Here is a 21,544-nt window from a genome sequence, read left to right on the forward strand (position 1 = left end):
CAGAATTAATATCATATATAATCTATATATTGTAAAAAAATCATTCAACTTATGAAAATCAATTATATAAGAAACGTATTAAGCCTTATGCTTATCGTTTTAAGTTTGTTGTTTATTGTTAATTGTAGTAGTGATGAATCGTCTAGCGATGAGGTTCAAGCTTCAAGTATTTCTATTACTGGTAATTTTCTTCCTTTTGGAGAGGTTAATATTATGAGTAGTTCTGCATCACAGAGCGTTCTTGTTAGAGGTAGTAATCTGAGTTCAAATTTAGAGATCTCAATAACTGAAAATTTCGAGATTTCTTTAGATGACATCAATTTTACAAATCAGCTTACTGTGAGTAGAAGTGACGCTAACAATGCAGATCAAATGTTATACGTTAGGTTTTCACCTTCAGCTACTGCAATAGGTGTGATTACTGGTACATTGACATTAGAGAGTGATTCTGCAACAACACAAGCTTTAGTTTTAAATGGTTTAGGTCTTGACACTACTCCTGTGATTAATGTTAATAGTTTGTCTTTTAATTTTGACGACACACCTGTTTCACAACAATCAAGTACAGTAAGTTTAGTTGTTAACGGTAATAATCTTGCTTCAGGTATTGATATCAATTTAAGTGAGGGCTTTGAAGCTTCTTTTGATGGTAATACGTTTATGAATACACTACAAATTCCATCTGCTACTGCTAACGATGAAACGTTGGTATATGTTAGGTTTTCGCCTATTGCAGTTGGAGCTACTACTGGAATGTTAAGTCTAGCGAATACAGAGGCTAGCAGTGTTGATATTGCTTTAAATGGATTAGGGTTGGCATTAGTTCATAATTATATCACGTTTAATTCTGAGCGACTTGCATTTGGAGGTGCTTATAGTCAAACAGCCACGCAAACATTTAATCTGCATGATGATGTGTCTAACGTTGAAACAATTAAAATGTATGTAAAGCTTAGATGTCCTTCAGTTGGTTGTGATGAGTGGGATGTTTATGCTAATGTTAAAGTTAAAGACGAGGCTTCAGGAGAATTGTATGAACTTGGTAGGTACATCACACCATATTGGAATGATAACAGTCAATTAGATAGAGGATTTGAGTTTGATGTAACCGATTTCAAATCATTATTAACAGGAGCTACCGAATTAAGGATAAGAACAGAATGCTGGAATGATAGAGGCTATGAAGTGACTGTTGATTTTGATTATATAGAAGGAACGCCAGATTATCCTTACTATGCTATTTCAAGAGTTATTGCTTATGATGATTGGTCCACATCTGGTGTGCCTTATGGGATAAATCATAGTTTTGATTTAGACAAATCTGTGTCTATTCCATCAAATTCTGAAAGCACACATTTAAGAACAATTATATCAGGTTGGGGACACGCAACACCTAATGATGCCGATGGAAGACCTTGTGCAGAGTGGTGTTATAGAACTCATGATGTCAAAATTAATGGCGCAAATATGTTTCAGCATAATTTATCACCTTTAGGCTGTGCTTCAAATCCAGTTAATAACCAAGATCCGGGTAATTGGCAGCCAGATAGAGCTGGGTGGTGCCCAGGAATGGTAGTCCCTGTACGTACAGATCAATTTGGAACTTCAATGGCAGGAAATTCATTTACATTTGAATATGATTATGAAGATTGGGTTAATAATCAAAGTAATGGCGATGCTTTTTATGCAACATCTACTTTTGTAGTCGTAAAAAGTAATACACCAATTAATAAGCCTGTAGTTACAGAGTAGTTTATGATTTATATGAAAAAAAGTGCGCTTACTGCGTGCTTTTTTTAATTTACTATGATTTAAAAATGTGAAAAATGACACATAAAAATTGTATTTTGGTGTCATCTTTGCACAAATTTATTCATGAAATTATTTTTTAAACTTCTAATTCTTTTTTTGCTTGGGAATGCTTTCGCTCAGCAAACAGATCATGTTGACTTTAAGAATATTAATGCAGTTATTTGGTTTGATGAAGTTAGCATTGATACTATGAAAATCGTTGAATACGAAGTAAGATTCGATATTTTAAAGCCTACAGATTCCATTTTTTTAAATGCTGTTAACATGGAATTCTATAATGTTCTTTTGAATGATAAACCAATAAGTGTTTTAAATGATGGTAAAAAATTAATAGCCGAAAATGAGTTTAAAAAATCGGTCAATAATACACTAAGATTTGATTGCAAAGTTTTTCCTAAAAAAGCCATCTATGCTATTAAGGATCAAATCTGGACACAAGGTCAAGGAAATCAAACTAGTAATTGGTTGCCAAGTATAGATGATGTCAATGATAAAATTGAATTTGATCTTTCTGTAGTTTGTAAAAACGACTATGAAGCAATAGCTAATGGCTGGCTGATAAAAAAAGAAATTGGTGAAAAATTCACAAAATGGAGTTATGATATGCAGCAACCAATACCAAGTTATCTTGTTGCATTGGCTATTGGGAAGTACGAGAAAATCAAAGAACTTTCAAAAAGTAAAACACCCTTAGAATACTACTACTATCCTGATGATTCTTTGAAGGTTGAGCCCACCTATCGGTACACGAAACAGATGTTTGATTTTTTAGAGGGAGAAATAGGCTTCGATTACCCTTGGCAAAACTACAAGCAGGTTCCTGTTAAGGATTTTCTGTATTCAGGAATGGAAAACACAGGGCTTACTATATTTTCTGATACGTTTGTTATAGATTCCATTGGATTCAACGATAGAAACTATCTTACAGTAAATGCTCATGAATTGGCACATCAATGGTTTGGCAATTTGGTTACCGCAACATCAGGAAAGCATCATTGGTTGCAGGAAGGATTTGCTACGTATTATGCCTTATTAGCAGAACAGCATATTTTTGGAGAAAATCATTATTATTGGCAACTTTTTGAAAATGCTCAAGAATTAATTGCACAAGAGTCTGCAGGAAAGAGTACATCGTTATTAGATCCTAGATCAAGCAGCGAAACATTTTATAAAAAAGGAGCTTGGGCTTTGCATATATTACGTGAAAAAGTTGGCGATAGCGTTTTTAAGGTAGCTGTAAAATCCTATTTGGAGAAGCATCAATATTTGAATGTAGAAACAAGTGATTTTATCTCAGAAATTGAAAAAGCAAGTGGAAAAGATCTTACAAGTTTTGTTAATCAATGGTTGGTACAGGTTAAGTTGCCTGAAGATGAAATGGTTAAAAGTTTAAAGCGATCTTCTTTCATGCAGGAGTATTTTATGGTGGATTGTGAAGTTTATAACTCGAAATGCATAGATTATCTTGAATCATATGTTTCTGATAAAGCTAAGATTAAGGTGATTAGTCAAATGGTGAAAAAGATAGATTCAAGTGCGTTTTATAACAGTTTAGAAGTGAGGCAGGCTATAGCTAAACATATGCGTAAAATACCATTAGAATTAAAATCGCATTATGAAACACTTTTAAATGACAAGTCATATGTAACTATAGAAAACGCACTTTATTATTTATGGGTGAATTTTCCTGAAGAGCGTGCGAAGTATTTACAGAAAACCAAGGATTGTATTGGTTTTAGCGATTACAATGTGAAATTACTCTGGCTAGCGTTACATTTAAATACAGTAATGTTTCAGCCAGATAAGAAGCAGTATATTTTAGATAAATTAATAAGTTATTGTTTGGCAAATCATCATTACGAATTACGAATAAATGCATTTCGTTATATAAAGTTGCTTAATGCTTTCGAAGAGAAGTCTATTCGGAGCCTTATAGATGCTACAAAACACCATAATTGGCGTTTTGCAAAATTTGCCAAAAATCTATTATCAGAATTAGAAACCATAGAAGCGTATAAATTAATAATAGATAATCTTAAAAATCAGTAAAGTGAGAGCGTTAGTAATATCTGGAGGAGGAAGTAAAGGCGCGTTTGCTGGAGGTGTTGCACAATATTTAATTGAAGGTTTAAGGAGAGATTATGACATGTTTCTAGGAACGTCAACTGGGAGCTTGCTTGTACCTCATTTAGCTGTTAATGATATTGGTAAGCTGTATGATATATTTACCAATGTACAGCAAAATGACATTTTCAGTGTAAGCCCATTTGTACAGCGTAAAAAAGGAGATAGAGAATACGTGTCTATAGATTTTATAAACTCTTTATGGCAATTTATTCGTATGAAGCGTACGTTTGGAGAGAGCAAAGCACTTAAGCGTAACATCAAGCGTAATTTTACTAAAGCAGAATTTGATAAAATAAGAGCGTCTAAGGAAGATGTAGTTGTAACAGTTTCGAATTTATCTATGAATCGGGTAGAGTATAAGTCCATTAAAGATTTTGATTATGATGCTTTTTGTAATTGGATTTGGATTTCATGTAATTACATTCCGTTTATGTCTTTGGCCACTGTTGATGGTTATGAGTATGCCGATGGAGGCTTAGGATGTGTTATTCCAATTAGGGAAGCTATTTTACGTGGTGCTACAGAGGTTGATGCTGTGGTGTTAGAAGCAGAACAAATGGAGCGTACTAAAATTTTAGGAAAGAACCCGTTCTCGTTGATGATGAATTTATTTGGGCATCTTTTGGATCAAGTAGAAAAAAATGATGTTATTATTGGTAAGTTAGCTGCTAAAAATAGAGGTGTTAAGCTTAATTTGTATTACACGCCAACCAGCCTAACCGAAAACTCTTTGATATTTAGTAAGCGTTTGATGGTAAAATGGTGGGCTCAAGGTTATGAGTATGCTCAGCAAAAGCATTCAAGTGATTGAGTCGCTTTGCAAAGAATTCTTACCAGATATCTGAAACCTCTTCTTTAATAAAAGAAAGTGCTGCATCGCTAGGGGATCGTTTATCCATCATACTGGTTAAAAGCGTTTCTCTAAGCTTATCTGCTGTATCAATTTTGTCAGAAATAGTTGCTTTTCTAATCATCTGAATTGTTGCGTTCTTTGCGGTAGAAGTAATACTCCAGCATTTGTCTGTAACATAGATTTGTTGGGCAAGATTATGGTCGAATTCTTGTTCAATATTTGCTATAAGTAATGATTCATAATCTTCTTTATTTGAAGATGTTGGCTGTACTCTAATTAGTAATTTTGAAGGTTTTATTCGTTCAAGATATAATGACATGCGCTCGTAGGCTTGTAAGCGCATAGGTAAAGCCTCTTTTTGCAAATCTTTCTGAATTAAAAAATCGCGTCTTCTACTTTCGTTTTCTACATGTTCTTTAAAGAATAAAAAAGCGATAGCTCCAGTTACAATAGCTGGAATACAGTACAATAAAAGACCTAATATATCGAGTTCCATAGAGTGAATTTTAATTTATTTTTGTTTGAGTTGTAAACTTAATAGTTTTTAAAATACTGTCTTAATTTTTTCCTCCCAAATATGTACAATTTTTTAATTCTTGCATGCCATTAAAGGGAACATCAGTTTTATTATATTTATAGGTGCTACTAAGCTCTTTTGATAAATTATGATCATCTACATTTACTTCTATGTCATCCATAGTAAATTGGCATGGATGTTCATAACCTGCTGCATGAGTGATTTCGATTAATTCTTTTCTAAAGGATTTGAAATATTGGGCAAGACGTTCAGATTTTAAAGGAATATTTATGCCTCTTTGTAACCATTTGCTCTGAGTGGCTATCCCTGAAGGGCAACGATTTGTATGGCATACTTGTGCTTGAATACAACCGATACTCATCATGGCTTCACGTGCCACATTTATGCAATCTGCACCCATAGCAAAAGCCATAGCTGCTTTAGCTGGGAAGCCCAGTTTACCACTTCCAATGAAGACGACACGTTCTGACAGACCTTTGCTTTGAAATAATTTATAAAGGTCGCCAAAGCCATATACCCAAGGTAAGCTCACATGATCTGCAAAACTTGGTGGAGCTGCGCCAGTACCTCCTTCACCGCCATCTATGGTTATAAAATCTGGACCTTTGCCAGTTTTAAGCATAAGTTCTGCTAACTTTTCCCATTGGTCTAATTTTCCTATAGCTGCTTTAATCCCAACAGGTAAGCCTGTATTCTCAGCTATAGATTCAATGAAATCAACGAGCTCTTCAACATTAGAAAAGGCTTTATGATTTGGAGGAGATAAAACATCTTTGCCAACTTCTACGCCTCTAATTTTTGCAATTTCTTTTGTGATTTTAGCACCTGGTAAAACACCACCTTTTCCTGGTTTTGCTCCTTGAGAAAGCTTAATCTCTATGGCTCTAATAAAAGGATTTTCTTCAACTAATGTCATCATTTTTTCCATAGAGAAACCTCCATCTTCAGCTCTAACCCCAAAGTATCCCGTTCCAAAATGAAAAACTACGTCACCACCGTAACTGTGGTATGGAGATAGTCCACCTTCACCTGTGTTATGATATGCGTTAGCTATTTTCACTCCTTTATTTAGTGATTCTACAGCCTTAGCTGATAGTGAACCAAAGCTCATAGCAGAGATGTTAATTATAGATGCAGGACGAAATGGTCGGCGTCTTTTATGATAAATACCCATAACTTTTGCACATGGTAAAAACGATTTGTCAATTTTGTTTGGATGATCATCTTCAATTTTATAAGGCATCATTGCATTATTTATAAAAATATGTTGATGTGCGTAGATATCTCTATCAGTACCAAAGCCTTCGTAGTTGTTTTCATTTTTTGAGGATGCATAAATCCAACCACGTTCAATTCTATTAAATGGTAACTCTTCTCTATTATTAGCAATAAAGTATTGACGCATTTCAGGTCCGATACTCTCAAATATGTAACGAATATGACCAATCACAGGGAAATTATGGCTAATAGTGTGTTTTTTTTGAAAAAAAACATCTCTAATGGCAATGAGTAATAAAATGATAATCACCCATAACCACCAAGGAATACTTGATAAGAAATCTAAAACTGAATTCATACGATTAGTAATTTAAATAGTCTAACGTCATTTGAGTTAATGCTTTCACACCAAGCAATAGTCCGCTCTCATCGATGTAAAAACTTGGCGTGTGGTGAGGATGTGGTTCTAAGTTGTCTTTACGCATTCCTCCAAGATAGAAATAAAAACCAGGTACTTTTTCTTGAAAATATGAAAAGTCTTCACCAATAGTCTCTGCTTTAATTTGTACAACTTTGTCATCACCAGCTGCTGTCTTCAAACTTGGTAACATTTGTTTTACCAAATCATGGTTATTATAGACAATTGCAGTTTGATTTCTAAACGAAATAGTTGCTTCACCACCATAAGCTTTAGCAATAGTCTCTGTCATTTCTGTCATGCGTTTTAGTATTAATGCTTTCATGTCTGGGTCTAGAGTTCTCACAGTTCCAATAAGTTCTGCTGTTTCTGGGATGATATTAAATCTAACACCACTAGTGACTTTGCCAACGGTTATGACAGCGGCTTCGTTAATTAATTTCGACTCACGACTAATAATAGTTTGTAATCCATCAATAATCTTTGCAGAAATGACTATGGGATCTACACCAAGCCAAGGTGCTGCACCATGTGCTTGTTTTCCTTTCACGTTAATTACAAAACGTTCTACGGCAGCCATTGCTCCACCAGGTTTGTAATGAATTTGTCCAGCTTCTACCATAGATCTTAAATGTAAACCAAAGATGACGTCTACTTTAGGGTTTTCTAATACACCTTCTTTTATCATTAGTTTTGCACCACCTTCTTCTCCTGGAGGCGGCCCTTCTTCTGCTGGTTGAAAAATAAATTTAACGGTGCCTTTAATTTTATCTTTGTGTTTAGATAACACTTCTGCTACAGCCATTAATATTGCTGTATGACCATCATGACCGCAAGCATGAGCTACACCAGTTTCCTTGCCTAGAAAAGTTGTTTTTACTGTTGATTTGAAAGGCAAATCACTGTCTTCAGTTACTGGAAGAGCATCTATATCTGCTCTTAACGCCACGACTTTACCTGGCAAATCACCTTTTAGAATGCCTACAACTCCTGTAATAGCAACTTCTGTTTGAACTTCTAGGCCCAGAGATTTTAAATGTTTTGCAATTTTTTCGGCTGTTTTAAATTCTTGATTTGATAATTCAGGATATTCATGAAAATGACGTCGCCATTCAATTAACTTAGGTTCAATATCAATAAATTCTTGGTCTAAGTTAGTTTGAGCAAAAATGCTAGTGATTCCAAGAAAAAGCAAAAGATATAATATTTTCATTTAATCAAGATGTTTAATTTTTTGGATTTCGAAACCTAAATATATTCAAAAATTTATCAGCCAGAATGATTGTTTATAATTATTGATAAAAGCAATATGTAAAAAGCGTTACAATGGCTATTTTTATGCTTCCTTAAATTAAAATGGATTGGAGAAGTATTTAAGTCAGTTAAATGACGCGCAATTAGCGCCAACATTGCAAAAAGATGGACCAATGATCGTCATTGCTGGTGCAGGTTCTGGTAAGACACGTGTGCTGACTTATCGTATTGCGTATTTAATGAGTCAAGGTGTTGACCCATTCAATATTTTGGCGTTGACCTTTACCAATAAAGCTGCTCGTGAAATGAAGAGTAGAATTGCCGATATCGTTGGAACTAGTGAAGCTAAAAATCTATGGATGGGAACGTTTCACTCTGTTTTTGCAAAAATATTGAGGTTTGAAGCAGATCGTTTGGGTTACCCAAGCAATTTTACAATTTATGACACACAAGATTCTGATAGGTTAATTGCTTCAATTATCAAGGAGATGAAGCTGGATAAAGATGTGTATAAATACAAGCAAGTACGCTCTAGAATTTCTTCTTACAAAAACAGTTTAATTACTGTAAAAGCTTATTTTCAAAATGCAGAATTGATTGAAGCGGATACAATGGCTAAGCGACCTCGATTAGGAGATATCTATAAAAATTATGTAGATCGTTGCTTCAAAGCTGGTGCTATGGATTTTGATGATCTATTATTGAAGACCAACGAGCTTTTGACGCGTTTTCCTGATGTTTTAGCTAAATATCAAGACAGATTTAGATACATTTTGGTCGATGAGTATCAAGACACCAACCACTCACAATATCTCATTGTTAGAGCTTTATCAGATCGTTTTCAAAACATATGTGTTGTAGGTGATGATGCTCAGAGTATTTATGCGTTTAGAGGTGCCAATATTAATAACATTCTCAATTTCCAAAGAGATTATGATGATGTAAAAGTGTTTCGTTTAGAGCAAAATTACCGCTCAACTAAAAATATTGTCAATGCGGCTAATTCAATTATTGATAAGAACAAAACTAAACTTGATAAAGTTGTTTGGACTGCCAATGATGAAGGTCCAAAGGTAAAAGTCAATCGCCTCATGACAGATGGTGATGAAGGGCGTTTTGTCGCTAGTTCCATTTTTGAAAACAAGATGCAGCATCAATTGAAAGATAGTGATTTCGCTGTTTTGTATAGAACAAACGCTCAATCACGTGCTATTGAAGATGCCTTGCGTAAGCGTGATATTCCTTATAGAATTTATGGAGGGCTATCGTTTTACCAGCGAAAAGAAATTAAAGACCTTTTGTCTTATTTAAGATTAGTTATTAATCCCGCTGACGAAGAAGCATTAAAACGAGTTATAAATTTCCCGGCTAGAGGCATTGGTCAAACAACTGTAGATAAACTCATTGTAGCAGCGAATGGTTACAATCGCTCTATCTTTGAAGTAATGAAGCATATTGACAAAACTGAAGTCAATGTAAATGCAGGAACACGTACCAAACTGAAGGATTTTGTGACCATGATTGAAAGTTTTCAGGTGATGAATCAATCTGCAAATGCTTTCGAATTAGCTGAGCATATTGCCAAAGCTACAGGAATTATTAGAACTTATAATAAAGAAGGTACTCCCGAAGACATACAGCGTCTTGAAAATATTGAAGAACTTTTAAATGGGATTAAAGACTTTGTTGAAGGCCAAGTTGAGATAGCTGATGCAACAGGTAGTATTGCAGAATTTTTAGAAGATGTTGCTTTAGCTACAGATTTAGATAACGACAAAGGAGATGATGATCGTGTGGCTTTGATGACCATACATTTGGCTAAAGGATTAGAATTTCCGTATGTTTATATCGTTGGAATGGAAGAAGATCTTTTTCCAAGTGCTATGAGTATGAATACACGAAGTGAACTAGAAGAGGAACGACGATTATTCTATGTAGCATTGACCAGAGCAGAAAAACAAGCTTACCTTACCTATACATTGTCTCGTTATCGTTGGGGAAAATTGATTGATGCTGAACCGAGTCGATTTATAGAGGAAATAGATGATCAATATCTAGACGTGCTTACACCAATTCATGAGCCAAGACAAAATCCAATGCTATCTGCAGATATTTTTGGTGATGTAGAGCCCAATCGTGTTCGATTTAAAAAACCAATTAAACGGAAACAAGAACCAAAACCTGCAAAATTTGTTGCGCCAAAAAATTTAAAACCAGTATCTAAAACGAATGGTTCTTCGAACAAGATTAATTTATTCGATGGAAAACTCACTGTAGGAAATATTGTCGAACATGCTCGATTTGGTAAAGGCAAAGTGCTTAAAATTGAAGGTGTTGGTGCCGACGTGAAAGCAGAAATTAATTTTGAAGTTGGAGGTGTTAAAAAATTATTACTTCGATTTGCTAAACTTGATGTTTTGAATTAACATTAGTTTATTTTACCATACATACAGAGTTGATATGGCCTTTGCCATCATATTCCCTTACAGAATTTTCAGGGTCTAATATCCATTTTCCATCCACTATAAATTTGTAATGGTGTTTTCCAGGGGAAAGTGATAATCCTAGTTTCCAATACCCATTATTTGTTTTCGACATTTTTAGTTCGTGTTCATTCCAGTCATTGAATGAACCTGTTAAAACAATAGTATTTGCATCTTGAAACCCTTTCAGTAAAAACGTCACGTATTTGCCTACACTAATGAAAGAATTATATTCTCCAAATTCATTTAAAACCTTATCTGGATTGGTAGGATCTTCCATCCATCTTCCATCTACTATAAAACGATATTCGTACTCACCAGGTTTAACCTGAAGTTTCAATTCCCAGCCGTTTTCAATTTTATACATTTTAAATAAATGCTCATTCCATTTATTAAAAGTACCTGCAACAATCACCTTACTAGCACCCTCAAAACCTCTGAGTCTAAAGCGTACGTTACCATCATTATCCGGATAAGCACCAGTGTACATTTTTAAATTATAAACATGAAGGTCTTCACCATTTTTAGTGGCATTAGCAATATTAGGATCGTCTTTGGTTGGTTCTGCCCAATAGGTATTATTGATAACAAATTTAAACTCCCATGAGTATTCGTCCTTAAATTGGCTTAAAGGCTTTCTTAACTGATAAGTGTTTTCATCGATCTTGGTCATTTTCCAATCGTATTTTGACCAGTTGTTGAATTCACCAGACACTGAAACATTATCAACTGTTAGGTCTTCAAACCTTATATGTCTGCTTTTATGTTCGTGTGAGACAGTCTCATAATCTGATCTATGAAATGTGAATACAATATCATCCCCTTCAATGGTATATCCTTTTTGTTTTTGGGCATTAGCATTGAAAGTGAAAACAGACAGAAAAGCTATAATATAACAAAGCCTCATTTTCATTCTCTATTTAATGGGTATTCTACAAAGTAAAGCTTTTCTTTTTGATAATTGATAATCGTACGTTGTTGTCTAAGGAATTCATAACCCATAAGGCCGTCTAATGAAGTGCCAAAGGCTTCGTTCATACGATTAAGGTTTGTGAGTGTTGTTTTCATTGGTGCAAAATAAATTGATTCTGTCAATTTAACACGATACAATTTTCCTGCCAAAACTTCAATTCTTTTACCACTTGCTCCAACTAACATAAGTCGTCTTTTAGGAAAAAAATGCTTTAAGGCTTTTTTATTGATTGATGCATTAAGCTGATTGTATTCAGCAGCAGTATCTAAACCAAACTTCATTTTTTGATCATCTATGTATGCTTCTAAAACAATGGTGTGCTTTTTTAGTTTAAAATCGACACTATCTATTAATCTTTCTAGGTATATGTTTTTATCGAGCTTTTCACCTTTTGCATTTACTCTTGAGAGTGTAATTTGATTAAGGTGCATATCGATAAAAATTTCATAATCTTTAAGAATATTGTAACCAATGATACCTAATAATCTCATTTTTTTGCTTAACTCAATGTGTGATAAGTCTATGATGTCTGAGTTCTTGTGCCTTATTTTCAAGTCTTTAATAATGAACTCTCGTAAGCGTTTTTCTATGCTATTATCGATCAAATTATGAATACCTGAGGTTTCTCTAGTTTTGTTGAGATTTGCGCTGTAGGTTTTAAAATGTTTTTTGTTTAACATTAATCGTTCAGAACCAGTGTCTATAATAAAATTTCCTTTTTGGTTCAACAGTTCTGCTTCTATAACAATAAGGTGGTCAACAAGTTTAAAAGGAATTCTAGTTGTATTTTCATTTAATACTTCGGCTTCAGGAAATGATATGACTTCAAATTTTTCTTTTGAAAATCCTATAAAGGGTAAAGTTAGAAGTAAGATTATAAAAATAAGACGTTGCATAATATATAGACTTTTAAACTTTGAAAATGTTACATAGATTTATTCTAAATGTGTTTGAGTAAATGTTTTTAATTTGTTCCATGCGTCTACTAATTCTATTATACCAAAATCATGACCAGAATTTTCATATAGTGTAAATTCATTGATGACATTTAGGGTTGTCAATTTAGATTCCATATCTACGCCTTGACTTGTTGGGATTAAAGGATCTTGACCACCATAGAACAGAATAGTAGGAGGTGCAGCACTAGTTACTTGATGATAAGGGCTAATTTCTTCCAAAAATGGAATAGACGTATCGATGCCATAAGTTTCTAATATTTCATCGAGAACAGGATTGCTAGTTAAATATGCTGGATCAGTAAAATTTGTTGGACCAACAATACTTGCAACCATTTTTGAATTGTTATTAGTGTCAAATGCATAGCACCATAACATTGCTAAATGTGCTCCTGCGCTTCCACCCAAAAAACCTATGTCGTCTGAGATAACATATTCAGATTGATTATTATTTAGAAATTCAATTACTGATGTGATATCATTGATTTGCATAGGGTACGGACTATTATTTTCATCAGCTAGTCTGTAATTCATATTCACAATTGCGATGTTTGGTAAATCTTGACGCATCAATTCTTTCAAGTCGTTCATATCTGTCTTATCTCCAGAGGTCCAGCCACCACCATGAATTAAGATCATTACTTTAGTTTGTAAGGTTCTGTTTGCAGGTAAATAAATATCAAAAACTTGATCATTATCTGTACCATAGGAAACATTCAATTCTTGACGAAACTCTAATGCTACCTGTTCTTGAGGAGGATTCGTATTAGTTGATTCATCTTCTGAACAAGAAAAAAAGTTTATGCTAATAAAAAGCACGAGAAACACATGTTTTATAATCTTCATAAAAAAATAATTAATTACTTTGTGTAACGTAATTGTAAGATACGATATTATGGCTGAATTGATAAAGATATATGAGGAGAACCCTAACCCAAAAGAAATTAAGAAGGTTATTGATGTTTTAAAAAAAGGCGGATTGATCATATATCCCACAGATACAGTCTATGGTTTAGGCTGTGATATTACCAACATTAAGGCATTAGAGAAAATAGCCCGAATTAAAGGGGTTAAACTTGAGAAATCAAATTTCTCTTTTATATGCCATGATCTAAGTAATTTGAGTGATTATGTCAAGCAAATAGATACAACCACTTTCAAAATATTGAAGCGCGCACTTCCTGGACCTTACACGTTTATTCTGCCAGGTTCTAAAAGTTTACCGCATCCTTTTAAAAAGAAAAAAACGGTTGGTATTCGTGTGCCAGATAATAGTATTGCATTAGAAATTGTTCAGCAACTCGGAAACCCAATTATATCGACCTCAATTCGTGATGAAGATGAGATTATTGAATATACTACTGATCCAGAATTGATCCTTGAAAAATGGGATAACCTTGTCGACTTGGTTATTGATGGTGGTTATGGAGGTAATCTTCCATCAACAATAGTTGATTTGTCTGAAGATGAACCTTTAATTGTTAGAGAAGGAAAGGGAGACCTTGGGATTTTTTAATAAAAAAAAAGCCCAATCGTTTAGATTGAGCTTTAATTCATTTTTTGATAATTAGTTTTCAGCAGAAAGATTTTTCATTTCCTCTTCAACCATTTCATAGAATTGATCAATTTTTGGTAATACAACTATTCTTGTACGTCTGTTCTTAGCTTTGTTCTCTGCGGTGTCATTTTCCACTAAAGGAACATAATAACTACGTCCAGCAGCAATTAACTGTTGCGGATTTACTTCAAGTTCTTCAAGTACACGCACTACAGATGTTGCACGTTTAACACTTAGATCCCAATTGTCAATCAATACACCTTTTGAATAAGGCACATTATCTGTATGAGATTCTACCATAGCTTCAAAGTTAGGCTTGCTGTTTATTACAGCTGCAACTTTTGCTAATACTTCTTTTGCTCTATCTGTTACATTATAGCTACCGCTTTTAAATAATAACTTATCTGCAATAGAAATAAATACAACACCTTTCTCAACATTAACCTCAATGTCTGGGTCATTAATACCTACCGCCTTTTTTAAGCTGGAAACAATAGCTAATGTGACACTATCTTTTTTTGTTAAAGCATCTTGCAAGCGTGATATTTTCAAATCTTTTTCTTTTAAGCTTTCTAAAGATTTTTCTAAGTTTTCAGCTCCTTTTTGAGTTAGAGTAGTCAGGTTCCCTTTTGTATCGATTAAATCTTGATTTGCCTTTCGTAAATCTTCAAGCTGATCTTTCATGGCTTCAACACGAGCCTGTGCTGCAGCTTTATCTGATAGACAACTATTTAATTTTACTGTAGCGGTATTCAATAGGTCCTGAGTTTCTTTTTGTTTGTCTTCTAGTGCCATATAATCTTTCTTAGAAACACATGAAGTCAAAACGAACATCCCAGCAACACTTAATAGCATTAATTTTCTCATAATTAGTTTTAAAAAATTGGTTATAAATTTTTTCCTTGCCCACTTGTATGAACACATCAAAATTAGATAAAAGAATAGTTGCTTTTACCTTATTTAACTAAAATTTTAACACATTTACTAACAATCAATAACTATGACGTTTTCTTATGAAGTAAGACCAAACAATAGATTTCGTTTTGTAATATTTTTTTTGTCTGGTTAGTTGCTTTCTTTGTTTTAAAAGTCGATGTAAATGTCTATAGAAACTAAAATGAGCTTTTAAAACAGCAATGAAATGAGCTAATTTTAAATTAAACAGGAATTTTAATCCTGCGATACCATCTAACGCTAATCTTATGAGGATGATGCTAAATAAGAATCCATGAGCATTTTTAGTCAATGTAAATAAACTATTTCTAAAATTGAGATATGTTTTTTTTGGATTTGAAGCATTAAGTGTAGCACCTCCAATATGATAAACGCAAGACGAACCAATATACTTGGTCGTAAACCCAGCATTGAAAGCTCGCCAACACAAATCGATTTCTTCAAAATGTGCAAAAAAGGCCTCGTCAAATCCACCAAGCAACTCAAAGGTTGACTTTCTAATAAATAGACAAGCACCAGAGGCCCAAAAAATAGGAATTGTATCGTTGTATTGGCCTATATCTTTTTCTATGGTATCAAAAATGCGTCCTCTACAATAAGCATATCCGAACTTATCAATAAATCCACCACCAGCACCTGCATACTCAAAATGAGATCTATTCTTGTAATCTAATAGTTTTGGCTGAACAATTGATGTGTTAGTCTCAGATTCAAATTCAGAGATAATGGGAGAGAGCCAACCTTTAGTAACCTCTATATCACTATTTAGTAAACAAAATACATCTGCTTCTACTTTTTTTAAAGCCTCATTATAACCCTTTGCATAGCCACAATTAGTTTTATTTTGTATAATACTAACTTGCGGATAATTTTGTTTTATAAACACAACCGAATCATCTGTAGATGCATTATCAGCAACATAAACATTAGCTTCAGTCGAATATTTAATGACATAGGGTAAAAACTGTTCTAACAATTGTTGACCATTCCAATTTAATATGACGACTGCAACTTTCATTTGTAATTAGGAATATCTCTTAAAAACGAGTAGCGCTCATTATCAAAATCCATAACACAATAATAATGATTAATTCCGTTAGTGATCATTAAATAACTTGCATTTAAAGTTAAATTGTAACGTGCAATTTGGTCAAACGTGCTTTGGTCTATATTAACGTTGTGCGATTTGCATTCGACTATAAGGTGAATAGTTCCATCAGAATTATATACCACAATATCGTAGCGTTTTGTCAAGCCATTAACTTTGAGTTCTTTCTCGACGTTGATTAGTGATTTTGGATATTTTTTATGTTGAATTAAATACTGAACACAGTGTTGGCGTACCCATTCTTCAGGTTGTAGAATGATAAATTTTTTACGAATCTCATCGAAAATAGAAACTTTATTTTCGTTACTTTTGAAACGGAATGGATATGTAGGGAAATTTAATTCTTGCACCTCACAAATTTATAATTAAAAGTCATTTTAGGTCTTAAATATTTGAGAATTTTATCAATAAATTATTCATCATTATCTGGCTTAAGGTATGAGTTGTTGTTTATATTTTATAAAATAAAATTTTGGAAGACGTAAAGCAAATTGTTGCAGATATTAAAAAAGGAGATATTAAGCCTATTTATTTATTGATGGGAGAAGAGCCTTATTATATTGATGCTATTTCAAATTTTATTGAAAATAATGTCTTAGCAGAAGAAGAAAAGGGATTCAATCAAATGGTGTTATATGGTCGAGATGCTTCCGTAGATGACATTGTTAGTAATGCTAAGCGATATCCAATGATGGCCGAGCGACAAGTGCTTATTATAAAAGAAGCTCAAGACCTGTCGCGAACCATAGAGAAATTAGCTATTTATGCCGAAAATCCTCAACCAACTACCGTTTTGGTCGTTAATTACAAGTACAAAAAAATTGATAAGCGTAAAGCGTTATATAAAACTATAAAAAAAACAGGTGTTGTATACGAAAGTAAAAAACTTTATGAAAATCAAGTAGCCGATTGGATACGAAGAGTGCTATCTGGTCAAAAATATGCTATAACACCAAAGGCATCACAAATGCTTGTTGAGTTTTTAGGTACTGATTTGAGTAAGATCAATAATGAGCTTGAAAAACTCAAGATCATATTACCAGAAGGTACTCAATTTACACCAGAGCATATTGAAGAAAATATTGGTATAAGTAAAGATTATAATAATTTTGAGCTTCGTAAAGCTATAGGCGAACGTGACAGTGTTAAAGCATTTAAGATCATCAACTACTTTGCAGATAACCCAAAGGACAATCCAATGGTTGTGACTGTTTCGTTGCTATTTAACTTCTTTTCTCAGTTACTACATTTTCATGGGCTTCATGATAAAAACCCTAGAAATGTTGCTTCAGCATTAAAGATCAATCCCTATTTTGTTAATGAGTACGTGGCTGCTGCTAGAAATTATCCAATGAAAAAAGTAAGCGCCATCGTTGCTACACTAAGAGAGTTCGATGTAAAAGGAAAGGGAGTGAATTCTAATGCAGTTCCTCAAGGTGATTTGCTTAAAGAGCTATTAGTTAATATTTTAAGATAGCTTTTACGTGTTGAATTTTAAACTAAATTAAAGTTCATAAGTAAAAGATAGTTGATAACATTCTGTACTATAATTTCTTAATTTGTAGTTTTATTATTACATTTAAGTTCTCCCTTAAACTATATTCTGTTGACGCATGTATAGAGTTGCTAAAGTAATTCTGTGCATGTGTTTTTATTTAGTTTAATGCCTGTAATTACCAATTTGATATTATATTATAAAAAGAATGGATACGAAAAAAATAGCTGAACTTGAAGCAGAGATTAACTCATTAAAAAAGAAAATAAAATCCAATAGCAGTGTCGATAGAATTTTCAAAATCGTTGCTACTATAGCTACTTTATCAACAATTTTAGTAGGTATATTTAATTATTCAGATAAAAAGGAGGGCGAGTTTAGAAAGGTATTTTGGGAGAAGCGATTTGAGTTTTATCAAAAAGTAACAGATTTAGCAGCGGCTATAGCCATTGCAAAAGATTTGGAATCTGTTAAAGATGAAAGAGAAAAGTTTTGGATCTTATATTGGGGAAAACTTTCTATGATAGAAGATCAAGCCGTTTTCGATGCAATGGTTAATTATGGTGACCATTTATTCAATCAAGAGAAAATGGGGCAAAAAGCGTATGGCTTGAAACAACGGTCTTATCTTCTTGCAAGAGCTTGTCGAAATTCTTTAAAGGAAACTTGGGAGCCTGTTGTACTTGACGATATAAAAGAAAATATGAATGCAAATTAAGATTATAGACTTTAATTTGCTTTACACCAAATGGCTAATTCATTTCCTGAAGGATCGATAAAATGGAATCTTTTTCCGCCAGGAAAAGAAAAGATGTCTACCGAAATTTTACCGCCTAGAGCAATGATTTTTTGCTTAATAATTTCTAGTTGGTTATGATATAATACCACTAAAGCACCATGAATAATAGGTCTATCCGTTTTTTCAAAGCCACCTTCCAATCCACTATTTGTAAATGCGGTATAGGTTGGGCCATAATCTGTGAACGTCCAACCAAATGCATCACTATAAAAATGTTTAATGGCTTCTAAGTCTTTAGCTTTAAGTTCAATATAATTGATATGATTATCTTTCATTGTAACTTGATTTAATTGGTAATGGCAACTACTCGCAATGGCGCACCACTACCACCTTTTATCTTCATTGGCAGTGCTATAATCTCAAAACTATTTAAAGGTAATTGATCAAGGTTGGTAAGATTTTCAAACACAGGAATATTTTGATCTAGTAATATCACATGGCTTTTGAAATATTCTGATTGACCATAATCTATACTTGGTGTGTCAATTCCAATAGCATTAATATTTCGCTTGTCTATTAACCATTGTGCAGCTTCAGGAGAAAGTCCTGGAAAATGGAGTTGTTTAACTGCATGTTCACCTCGTTGATCAGTTCCTAGATATTTAAGTTTGTCTGGATAGTATTTTGAAAAATCGGTTTGTAATATAACGATGCAATCCTCAGGTAAAGCCATATTTTGTTTATTTTCCCAATCTAAAAAATCTTGAACGGTAATTAAATAATCTGGATTTGTAAACGCATTTTTAGAGACATCTATTTTAATGGCATTTCCAATAAGTCGTTCCAAAGGTATTTGCTCTACAGATTGTCCTTTTTCAGAAAAATGAATAGGCGCATCAATGTGTGTTCCTCCATGTTCTGCAGTACTAAAGTTATTGGCAGCATAGAAGTAACCTTTATTCGTTTGCCCATTAAAAACAGTATCTAATTCGAATTCTTTTGATGTTACCCAATAAATAGTTTCATCTGAATATACATGAGATAAATCAATGATGGTTTTTTCTTTATGTTTAACTGGTGTTGGCTTGTCTTCATCTTCTCTGTTAGAAGCTGTGTTTTGACAGGCATTTAAAACTAGAAATGTAATGATGGTATAATATTGAATTGTTTTCATCTTAGTGATTTGTAAATTTTGAAATTACTGTGTTGTGCTCTGGGAATAAGGTACTCAATTCTTTTTCACTAATCAATTCAAAATCTTCAAAGCTGAAACCAGGAGCTACAGTGCAGCCTACTAGTGCAAATGCGTTAGTTTTAATTACTTCTGCTGCAAACCAATAACCACCAGGTACAATTAGTTGTGGTGTTTCGTTATTTGAAAAATCAGTGCCAATGCTATGTGTGGTGAGATCGCCTTCTGGAGATATCATATGAAGTCTTATGGGAGCACCATAATAAAAATGCCAAATTTCATCTTGTTTGATCTTATGAAATGCTGAAAAGTTTTCTGATGTAAGTAAAAAATAAATACAAGTTGAGTAATTGCGATCACTACTGTAACTTGGATGTAGGCTATCGGTTTTAATTTTGCCACTACTACGATACGTTTCTTTAAAATAACCACCTTCTGGATGAGGTTTTAAACTGAGCACCTCAATAATTTGTTCTTTAGTATTCATTTTCTGCAAATGTTTTAAATTGGTTCATCCACTTCTGACTTTGTTTTTTAAACATGTTTGGGAATAGTTTTGATAATAGCTTGGGCATAAATCCATTAAATCTAGTGTAAGTTACCTTTGAAGTGTATTTAGTTTTGTTTTTAGAAATTTTTTCGAATCTAGTGGTTTGTGTGTTTGTCATGTGAACATGTTCGTATAACGCTTTTTTTTCTCTTGGTAAATCATTACAAATTATAGTTTCAATCAATTCTATGCTTCGTTTTCCTTGCTGTAATATAATTTTAGATTTTGCATCAATAGTGTTGGCTTTCCCTTCTAATAGCTCTATGGATTGAAATCCATCTTGCCATTTATGAAAATTTGTTTCATCAGACCAGAGTTTTACTACAATATCTATGGGTAAATTGATATCAATCGTATATTGGTAAGTCATGCTATTTATATTTTAATATTGTTAGTATGTATCTTCAACTAAATTAGTAAAAGATAATAAACTAGTGATTAATGACTTAATACACTTCAATAACTTCTATTTGCTTAATATTCAGTTTTTTTGTGATACTCTTACTTTTAAGATATAATAATCTGAATCATAGAATTTATTTCTGTTTCATTATTGCTATTAAAACGGTATGGTTTTCACTTAAACTGTTTGATGTGATGTACTTTTTAGTGAATTCTTTAATTATTGTGAAAGCGTTAATTTCTAGCTCTTTTTTAATCATATCTAAATTGTGATAATAAAAATATGTACGATCATTAGTGCTGCCAGAGATGAACCCAGAATTGTCATAATCACCACTAACAAAACTGAGGTAAAGTATTCCAAAGTTTTTGAGTAAATACCTGCAATTAGTGATGAATTTTTTACAATCCTGTTGCGACATGTACGGAATGCAGAATCCGCACACTATGGCATCGAAGGTCTTATCGATGCTTAGCAGATTTCTAGTATCCATGATTTCAAACACAGCAGTTGGATTATTCTTTTTTGCCAACTGAATCATGTTTTTAGAGATGTCAATTCCTTTAATGCTCAAGTTTGGATTTTGTGTTAATAGGTATTTGGTAATATTCCCAGGTCCACAACCAATGTCTAAGATAGAAGCGTTGGTTTTTTGAATTAAACCAAGAAATACATTGTAGGTATCGTCATATAAATCTAAACCCATAAATTGATCTTGATAGCGTTTTGCTATCCGATCCCAGGTGTTAAAGGTTTCTTGGTATTTATCCATTTAATATAGATATCAATCAGTTTTGAAATTATACATAATGTATTCTTGTATAATTTGCACATGATTTTATTGTCCAGATACAATATAGTAAAATTTAAAAAGTCTGCATTTTACCAAAACGAACAATTTATTATATATGTT

The 21,544-nt window shown here is 33.2% G+C and carries 21 protein-coding genes; 7 read left to right on the forward strand and 14 right to left on the reverse strand.

Features of this window, described 5'->3' with window-relative positions; genetic code table 11:
* Positions 1-51 precede the first annotated feature (51 nt).
* The 3 genes from Q0876_RS14240 to Q0876_RS14250 all read left to right on the forward strand — a co-directional run bounded on the left by Q0876_RS14240 (position 52) and on the right by Q0876_RS14250 (position 4,750).
* Entirely contained in the window at positions 52-1,752 is a 1,701-nt protein-coding gene (locus Q0876_RS14240; protein WP_299229053.1) for a peptide-N-glycosidase F-related protein, read from the forward strand.
* 123 nt (positions 1,753-1,875) lie between these two features.
* A complete protein-coding gene (locus Q0876_RS14245) occupies positions 1,876-3,861 on the forward strand; it encodes a M1 family metallopeptidase (RefSeq protein WP_299229056.1) in 1,986 nt (661 codons plus the stop codon).
* A 1-nt stretch (position 3,862) separates the two neighbouring features.
* Positions 3,863-4,750 (forward strand): patatin-like phospholipase family protein, encoded by an 888-nt coding sequence (locus Q0876_RS14250; protein WP_299229059.1) that lies wholly within the window; start codon positions 3,863-3,865, stop codon positions 4,748-4,750.
* Between the two features lie 19 nt (positions 4,751-4,769).
* Here the strand turns inward: Q0876_RS14250 and Q0876_RS14255 are convergent, their stop codons facing one another.
* The 3 genes from Q0876_RS14255 to Q0876_RS14265 form a co-directional block, all read right to left on the reverse strand.
* Complete coding sequence (locus Q0876_RS14255; protein WP_299229062.1) at positions 4,770-5,288, reverse strand: hypothetical protein; 519 nt, start codon at positions 5,286-5,288, stop codon at positions 4,770-4,772.
* A gap of 61 nt (positions 5,289-5,349) precedes the next feature.
* Positions 5,350-6,906, reverse strand: coding sequence for an FMN-binding glutamate synthase family protein (locus Q0876_RS14260; RefSeq protein WP_299229064.1), 1,557 nt, complete (start codon positions 6,904-6,906; stop codon positions 5,350-5,352).
* 4 nt (positions 6,907-6,910) lie between these two features.
* The gene (locus Q0876_RS14265; protein ID WP_299229066.1) at positions 6,911-8,179 is read right to left on the reverse strand and encodes an amidohydrolase; all 1,269 of its coding nucleotides are present in this window, start codon (positions 8,177-8,179) and stop codon (positions 6,911-6,913) included.
* Between the two features lie 148 nt (positions 8,180-8,327).
* On the opposite strand from Q0876_RS14265, the gene Q0876_RS14270 reads away from it, so the two are divergent.
* Entirely contained in the window at positions 8,328-10,646 is a 2,319-nt protein-coding gene (locus Q0876_RS14270; RefSeq protein WP_299229069.1) for an ATP-dependent helicase, read from the forward strand.
* Positions 10,647-10,653: 7 nt separating this feature from the next.
* Here Q0876_RS14270 and Q0876_RS14275 read toward each other — a convergent pair whose 3' ends face one another.
* Genes Q0876_RS14275 through Q0876_RS14285 form a run of 3 tightly spaced genes read right to left on the reverse strand, consistent with a single transcriptional unit; the run spans position 10,654 to position 13,619 of the window.
* Positions 10,654-11,610 (reverse strand): hypothetical protein, encoded by a 957-nt coding sequence (locus tag Q0876_RS14275; protein ID WP_299229072.1) that lies wholly within the window; start codon positions 11,608-11,610, stop codon positions 10,654-10,656.
* A 2-nt stretch (positions 11,611-11,612) separates the two neighbouring features.
* On the reverse strand, positions 11,613-12,572 hold the full coding sequence (locus Q0876_RS14280) for a hypothetical protein (RefSeq protein ID WP_299229074.1): 960 nt from the start codon (positions 12,570-12,572) through the stop codon (positions 11,613-11,615).
* Between the two features lie 39 nt (positions 12,573-12,611).
* Entirely contained in the window at positions 12,612-13,619 is a 1,008-nt protein-coding gene (locus tag Q0876_RS14285; protein WP_299229077.1) for an alpha/beta hydrolase, read from the reverse strand.
* On the opposite strand from Q0876_RS14285, the gene Q0876_RS14290 reads away from it, so the two are divergent.
* A complete protein-coding gene (locus tag Q0876_RS14290) occupies positions 13,528-14,148 on the forward strand; it encodes an L-threonylcarbamoyladenylate synthase (protein WP_299229080.1) in 621 nt (206 codons plus the stop codon). The two genes, Q0876_RS14285 and Q0876_RS14290, sit on opposite strands and share 92 nt — an antisense overlap.
* Before the next feature lie 51 nt (positions 14,149-14,199).
* Here Q0876_RS14290 and Q0876_RS14295 read toward each other — a convergent pair whose 3' ends face one another.
* The 3 genes from Q0876_RS14295 to Q0876_RS14305 form a co-directional block, all read right to left on the reverse strand.
* Positions 14,200-15,057, reverse strand: a complete 858-nt coding sequence (locus tag Q0876_RS14295; protein WP_299229082.1) for an OmpA family protein — start codon at positions 15,055-15,057, stop codon at positions 14,200-14,202.
* Positions 15,058-15,181: 124 nt separating this feature from the next.
* Positions 15,182-16,162: a glycosyltransferase family 2 protein gene (locus tag Q0876_RS14300; protein ID WP_299229085.1), complete on the reverse strand. Its 981-nt coding sequence runs from the start codon at positions 16,160-16,162 to the stop codon at positions 15,182-15,184.
* Positions 16,159-16,602 carry a type I restriction enzyme HsdR N-terminal domain-containing protein gene (locus Q0876_RS14305; RefSeq protein ID WP_299229088.1) on the reverse strand — a complete coding sequence of 148 codons (444 nt, stop codon included), beginning with the start codon at positions 16,600-16,602 and terminating at the stop codon, positions 16,159-16,161. The genes Q0876_RS14300 and Q0876_RS14305 overlap by 4 nt, the downstream gene beginning before the upstream one ends.
* A 122-nt stretch (positions 16,603-16,724) precedes the next feature.
* Between Q0876_RS14305 and holA the strand changes: the two genes are divergently transcribed.
* Together holA and Q0876_RS14315 are read left to right on the forward strand one after the other, a co-directional pair.
* Positions 16,725-17,729 carry a DNA polymerase III subunit delta gene (gene holA, locus Q0876_RS14310; protein ID WP_299229090.1) on the forward strand — a complete coding sequence of 335 codons (1,005 nt, stop codon included), beginning with the start codon at positions 16,725-16,727 and terminating at the stop codon, positions 17,727-17,729.
* Between the two features lie 226 nt (positions 17,730-17,955).
* On the forward strand, positions 17,956-18,465 hold the full coding sequence (locus Q0876_RS14315) for a hypothetical protein (RefSeq protein ID WP_299229093.1): 510 nt from the start codon (positions 17,956-17,958) through the stop codon (positions 18,463-18,465).
* Positions 18,466-18,476: 11 nt separating this feature from the next.
* Here Q0876_RS14315 and Q0876_RS14320 read toward each other — a convergent pair whose 3' ends face one another.
* The 5 genes from Q0876_RS14320 to Q0876_RS14340 form a co-directional block, all read right to left on the reverse strand.
* Positions 18,477-18,821 carry a VOC family protein gene (locus tag Q0876_RS14320; RefSeq protein ID WP_299229096.1) on the reverse strand — a complete coding sequence of 115 codons (345 nt, stop codon included), beginning with the start codon at positions 18,819-18,821 and terminating at the stop codon, positions 18,477-18,479.
* 11 nt (positions 18,822-18,832) lie between these two features.
* Complete coding sequence (locus Q0876_RS14325; protein WP_299229099.1) at positions 18,833-19,660, reverse strand: cyclase family protein; 828 nt, start codon at positions 19,658-19,660, stop codon at positions 18,833-18,835.
* Position 19,661: 1 nt separating this feature from the next.
* Positions 19,662-20,165, reverse strand: a complete 504-nt coding sequence (locus Q0876_RS14330; protein ID WP_299229103.1) for a cupin domain-containing protein — start codon at positions 20,163-20,165, stop codon at positions 19,662-19,664.
* On the reverse strand, positions 20,155-20,598 hold the full coding sequence (locus Q0876_RS14335; RefSeq protein WP_299229105.1) for an SRPBCC family protein: 444 nt from the start codon (positions 20,596-20,598) through the stop codon (positions 20,155-20,157). The genes Q0876_RS14330 and Q0876_RS14335 overlap by 11 nt, the downstream gene beginning before the upstream one ends.
* A gap of 166 nt (positions 20,599-20,764) precedes the next feature.
* Positions 20,765-21,403 (reverse strand): class I SAM-dependent methyltransferase, encoded by a 639-nt coding sequence (locus Q0876_RS14340; RefSeq protein ID WP_299229108.1) that lies wholly within the window; start codon positions 21,401-21,403, stop codon positions 20,765-20,767.
* Positions 21,404-21,544 lie beyond the last annotated feature (141 nt).

It is taken from the genome of uncultured Psychroserpens sp., from assembly GCF_947503375.1.
Taxonomy (GTDB): Bacteria; Bacteroidota; Bacteroidia; order Flavobacteriales; family Flavobacteriaceae; genus Psychroserpens.